The 4,355-nt window shown below is 68.4% G+C and carries 4 protein-coding genes and 3 pseudogenes; 5 read left to right on the plus strand and 2 right to left on the minus strand.

Annotated elements, in window-relative coordinates; genetic code table 11:
* The first annotated feature begins 154 nt into the window (after positions 1–154).
* The 4 genes and pseudogenes from VR44_RS34720 to VR44_RS43295 form a co-directional block, all read left to right on the plus strand.
* Complete coding sequence (locus tag VR44_RS34720; RefSeq protein WP_045951627.1) at positions 155–784, plus strand: TetR/AcrR family transcriptional regulator; 630 nt, start codon at positions 155–157, stop codon at positions 782–784.
* Positions 781–1,092: pseudogene (locus VR44_RS48625) on the plus strand (carotenoid oxygenase family protein); the annotation flags it as partial. The gene VR44_RS34720 and the pseudogene VR44_RS48625, both read left to right, overlap by 4 nt.
* Positions 1,093–1,184: 92 nt before the next feature.
* Positions 1,185–2,150 carry a carotenoid oxygenase family protein gene (locus tag VR44_RS34725; protein WP_281187257.1) on the plus strand — a complete coding sequence of 322 codons (966 nt, stop codon included), beginning with the start codon at positions 1,185–1,187 and terminating at the stop codon, positions 2,148–2,150.
* Between the two features lie 85 nt (positions 2,151–2,235).
* Positions 2,236–2,756, plus strand: a pseudogene (locus tag VR44_RS43295) (IS5 family transposase); the annotation flags it as partial.
* Between the two features lie 14 nt (positions 2,757–2,770).
* On the opposite strand, the gene VR44_RS46160 reads toward VR44_RS43295, so the two are convergent.
* Together VR44_RS46160 and VR44_RS34730 are read right to left on the minus strand one after the other, a co-directional pair.
* On the minus strand, positions 2,771–3,127 hold the full coding sequence (locus VR44_RS46160; protein WP_169791074.1) for a hypothetical protein: 357 nt from the start codon (positions 3,125–3,127) through the stop codon (positions 2,771–2,773).
* Between the two features lie 75 nt (positions 3,128–3,202).
* Positions 3,203–3,601, minus strand: a pseudogene (locus tag VR44_RS34730) (HAD family hydrolase); the annotation flags it as partial.
* 302 nt (positions 3,602–3,903) lie between these two features.
* Here VR44_RS34730 and VR44_RS34735 point away from each other — a divergent pair.
* On the plus strand, positions 3,904–4,355 hold a 452-nt coding region (locus VR44_RS34735; protein WP_045951628.1), incomplete at its 3' end, for an alpha/beta hydrolase.

Here is a 4,355-nt window from a genome sequence, read left to right on the forward strand (position 1 = left end):
CGGCGAGCAGAGCGCACGGGTCGTTGCGGTATTGGCCGCGGCCCTTGCCCATGGTCGCGGCGGGAGGAACGGGACCAGGCCACGGCGCGGTGCCGCCGACAGGATTCCTCCGAAAAATTGGGTAACAGCGTTACCTCCGAGTTACGCTGTTACCGTGAACACGCCTTATCAGGACGCTCAACGCGCCGGCCAAGCCGCCGTGCGCACTGCGATCCTCGACCACGCCATCGACCTGCTCGTCACGGAGGGGGCGGCCGCGCTGACGATGCGGCGGATCGCCTCTGGCATCGGCGCTTCGACCAAGGTCCTGTACACCATGTTCGGCGGCAAAGAAGGACTGGTGGACGCGCTCTACCGGGAGGGGTTCGCCCGTCTACGGCGGGCACAGCAGCGCGCCCACCGGGCAGAGGACCCGCTGACTCGACTCAACGACCTCGCGGCCGCCTACCGTGCACACGCACTGGCCGAACCGGCCTACTACCGGGTGATGTTCGAACAGGCGGTGCCCGGCTACCAGCCGAGCGCGGAGGCCCTGGACGCTGCCGAGAGTGCTTTCGACGCCTCTGTGGAAGCCGTTCAGGCATGCATCGACTCCGGCGTGTTCGCGCCAGGAGACGCGCGCGAGATCTCAAAGCTTCTCTGGGCGGCGGCCCATGGGGCGGTGAGCCTGGAGATCGCCGGCCACTTCCCGCCGGAGACCGCGGCCCGCCGCTTCCACACATTGACGGCGGCGGTGGGACAGGCGTTCCTCGCCGACGAACACGGACAAGGACGGACGTCATGATCAACCGATATCTTTGGGGGAGTTTCGCGCCGGTGACCGAGGAGGTCACCGCGTTAGACCTGCCGGTCACCGGCCGCATCCCGGCCCACCTCAACGGGCGCTATCTGCGAAACGGTCCGAATCCGCTCGGCATCGAGGACCCCGCCGCCCACATCTGGACGCTGGGCGCCAGCATGGTGCACGGCGTCCGCATCCGCGACGGCCGTGCCGAGTGGTACCGCAACCGCTGGGTGCGCTCGTCCTCCGTCTCCGACCGGCTGGGGGAACCGCGGCGCGGGACTCCCGTCGACGAGCAGCTGGACATGGCTCCGAACGTCCAGGTCGCGGGCCTCGCGGGGCGAACGTACGCCCTGCTGGAGGGGGGATACGCCCGTACGAACTCAGCTACGACCTTGAGACGGTGGGCCCCTGCGACCTGGGCGCGACCCCCGAGGGCTACAGCGCCAACGCCCATTCCGTCTTCGACCCGCACACACGCGAGCTGCACTCGCTCGCCTTCCTGTACGGCTCGCAGCATGTCCAGCACATCGTGATGGACGAATCCGGCACGGTGGTGCGGACCGCACTGATCCATACGCCCGGCAATCCCTATATGCACGACTTCGCGCTGACCGAGCACCATGTGATTCTCTTCGACGCCCCGGTGGTGTTCAGCGCCGCGCAGCTGCCGACCGGAGTTCCGTTCGTCTGGGACGGATCCCACCAGGCACGGGTGGGTGTGATGCCACGCACGGGCGGCGAGGTGCGCTGGTTCGAGGTCGCCCCCAGCTTGGTGGGTCACACGCTCAACGCGTACGAGGACGGCACGGACGTGGTCATCGACATCGTCCGTCACCCCGAGGGCTTCGACATCAGGGACTTCGGCGCCAGTCGGCCCACCCTGGACCGCTGGCGGGTCGACCTGGTCGCAGGCAAGGTTCGAGAAGACCGGCTGGACGACCGCATCCAGGACTTTCCCCGCGTCGACTCCCGTCGTGCGGGGCGTCCCCACCGGTACGGGTACTCGACCGCAGCCGAGCTCTACGCGCCGCCCACCAGTCCCGAGGACCCACGACCGAACGCGGGGTTCAGCAGTGCGCTGCTCAAGCACGACCTGGTACGCGGTACGACCGAGGCACACGAATTCGGCCGGTTCGGGGCCGCCGGCGAGGGCGTGTTCGTCCCCACGGAGTCACCCGCAGCCGAGGACGACGGCTATGTGATGGCGTACGTGCACGACGCCGAGCGCGGCGCTGCGGATCTCGTGATCCTCTCGGCACAGGACTTCACCGGCGAGCCGATCGCCCGAATCCACCTGCCCGTACGGATCCCTCTCGGTCTCCACGGCAACTGGATCCCGGACGCCCCGCGGAGCGCCCGCCCCTAAGAGGTCGTGTCTTATGGCGTGGTCGTCCGTTGAGCTGTGCATGGCGGATCTGGTTGAGCGGCTGGTGCCGGAGGAGTTGGGATCGCGTTGTGCGATCGACTCGGTCAGTCTGCGGGCGGCAAAAGGGGGCCTTTGGCGGGACCGAATCCGACTGATCGCGGCAAGTTGGGATCGAAGATCCACCTGGTCTGCGACCGGAAGGGACTGCCATTGTCCCTGGGGATCTCCAGTGCGAACATGCACGACAGCCAGGGCCTGGAGCCGCTCGTCCGGGGTATCCCGCCCATCCGCTCCCGCCGCGGGCCTCGGCGCCGGCGCCCGGCGAAACTGCACGCCGACAAGGGCTAGGACTACGACCACCTGCGCCGATGGCTCCGCAAGCGTGGAATCCGCCACCGCATCGCCCGTAAGGGCATCGACTCCCCGCTGCGGCTGGGTCGGCATCGCTGGGTGGTGGAGAGAACCGTGTCATGGCTGGCCGGTTGCCGCCGGCTGCACCGCCGCTACGAGCGTAAGGCCGAGCACTTCCTCGCCTTCGTCGGCATAGCCGCGGTCCTTATCTCACACCGCCGCCTTCAGGCAGCGGGTACGAGCACCACGAAGTGACACCTCGCCTGTGATCAGGCAGGCAGGGCGGTCTTGCGCGATGGTGGACGCCAGATGAAGGCGCTGGCAATCTCGTCCGGGAACGCACGCTGCTGCCACGTGTCAGTGATGTCGGTCCAGTTGCGAAGGACGGCCCTGTCCGCTGCCTTCGGTGTCTCTCGGTCGTAGACGAGCTCGAACGAGTAGACACGGCCGTCCTCATCTATGCACTGGCCGAACTCGTGGTCACCTCCGTCCGGGAAGAGATTGACCATCACGGTCGCCGCCGGGTCGAGTCCCTGATCTTCGAGGAGACTCCTGAGCCGCCTCCAGAGACCGAACGTGCTCGTGCGCAGGAGGTGCGTGTTCTGAACATATGGAGCCTGGGACATAGAACCCGATCTTGTGTCACCAGCGTCGAAACTGCCAGTCCTCGCCCACGGGCAACCCAAAAAGAAACGACGTCCGGAGGCACTGTGGATGCGTCCTGTGAAGCGTTCGTAGAGCCCGGTGCGACCGAGGGTGTGCCGCATCTTGTCGTGAGAGCCGCTGGAGGCGACGCTTGCTGGCAGAGTGAGCGCGTCGAGCGCCTCGGCAGGCCGTGCACCGGGGCAAGCCCTGCGTCCACGGCCTGGCGGTGGAGCCGCTCGAACCTCTCAGACCAGATCGCGGCCGCGTCCGAGCCGAGCGGCGACCTGCTCGTGGATGGCGGCGTGCGAGCGCCCGATGAACCGGTCCACGACCTCGTCCTCGGTCAGCGGCCACCCGAGTTCGGCTCCGAGGGCGACTTGGAGGCGTGCGGCGATGCGCTCGCTGTCGACCAGCACGCCGTTCCCGCATGGGGCGCCGGAGCCGACCAGAGCCACGAGGGAGCCCCCCGGTGATGGGCCGCCGGCGTTCCTGGGCGGACTCGACCACCGCGCCGCTACCTTGCCGATGTGCACGGCGCCCCATCCGACCGGCAGCAACGGGCGGACACTCCGGCCATCGGCCCTCACCACGCACGAACGCGCTGACGTCCTCGACCGGGAAGCCGTCCCCCGACGTCCCGGGCCACCCTGGGCTGGTGCCCGCCCTGCCTCGGACGTGTCCTGCGGCTGCGCCGCGCGATCGGCAAGGTGTTGAAAACCGGATGATGCGAAAGAAGCAGGGGCGCTAGCGTGCGCGCATGGATCTTGAACCCGGAAAGACCGTGCCCGCCGTTCCCGTTCCTCTCGATGCCGAACTTCGGGTCGTCTATGAGGCCTACCTGTCGGAGGAACCGGACGCGGCGCCGATGAGTTTCGAGAAGCTGTCGGCGATCCGCGCCGAGGCCGACGCCGCAGGGGAGGCACACGAGGAGCACGAGGACCTCAGCCATGGCGGGCGCTTCACCGTCTTCCAGCCTTCGGTGCCCGGCCCGGACGGCGCCCCCGGGATCCCGCTGCTGGTGTGCACACCCTCTGGCGCGCCCGCAGCGCGGCCGGCGCTCTACTTCACACACGGCGGCGGCTTCTACGGCGGCGATCACCGCACCGGACTCGACCAGATACTCGAGACGGCCGAGCGGTTCGGGGCCACGCTGATCTCGGTCGGCTACCGGCTCGCGCCCGAGCACCCCTACCCCGCCCAGATCAACGA

It is taken from the genome of Streptomyces katrae (assembly GCF_000966975.1).
GTDB lineage: Bacteria > Actinomycetota > Actinomycetes > Streptomycetales > Streptomycetaceae > Streptomyces > Streptomyces katrae.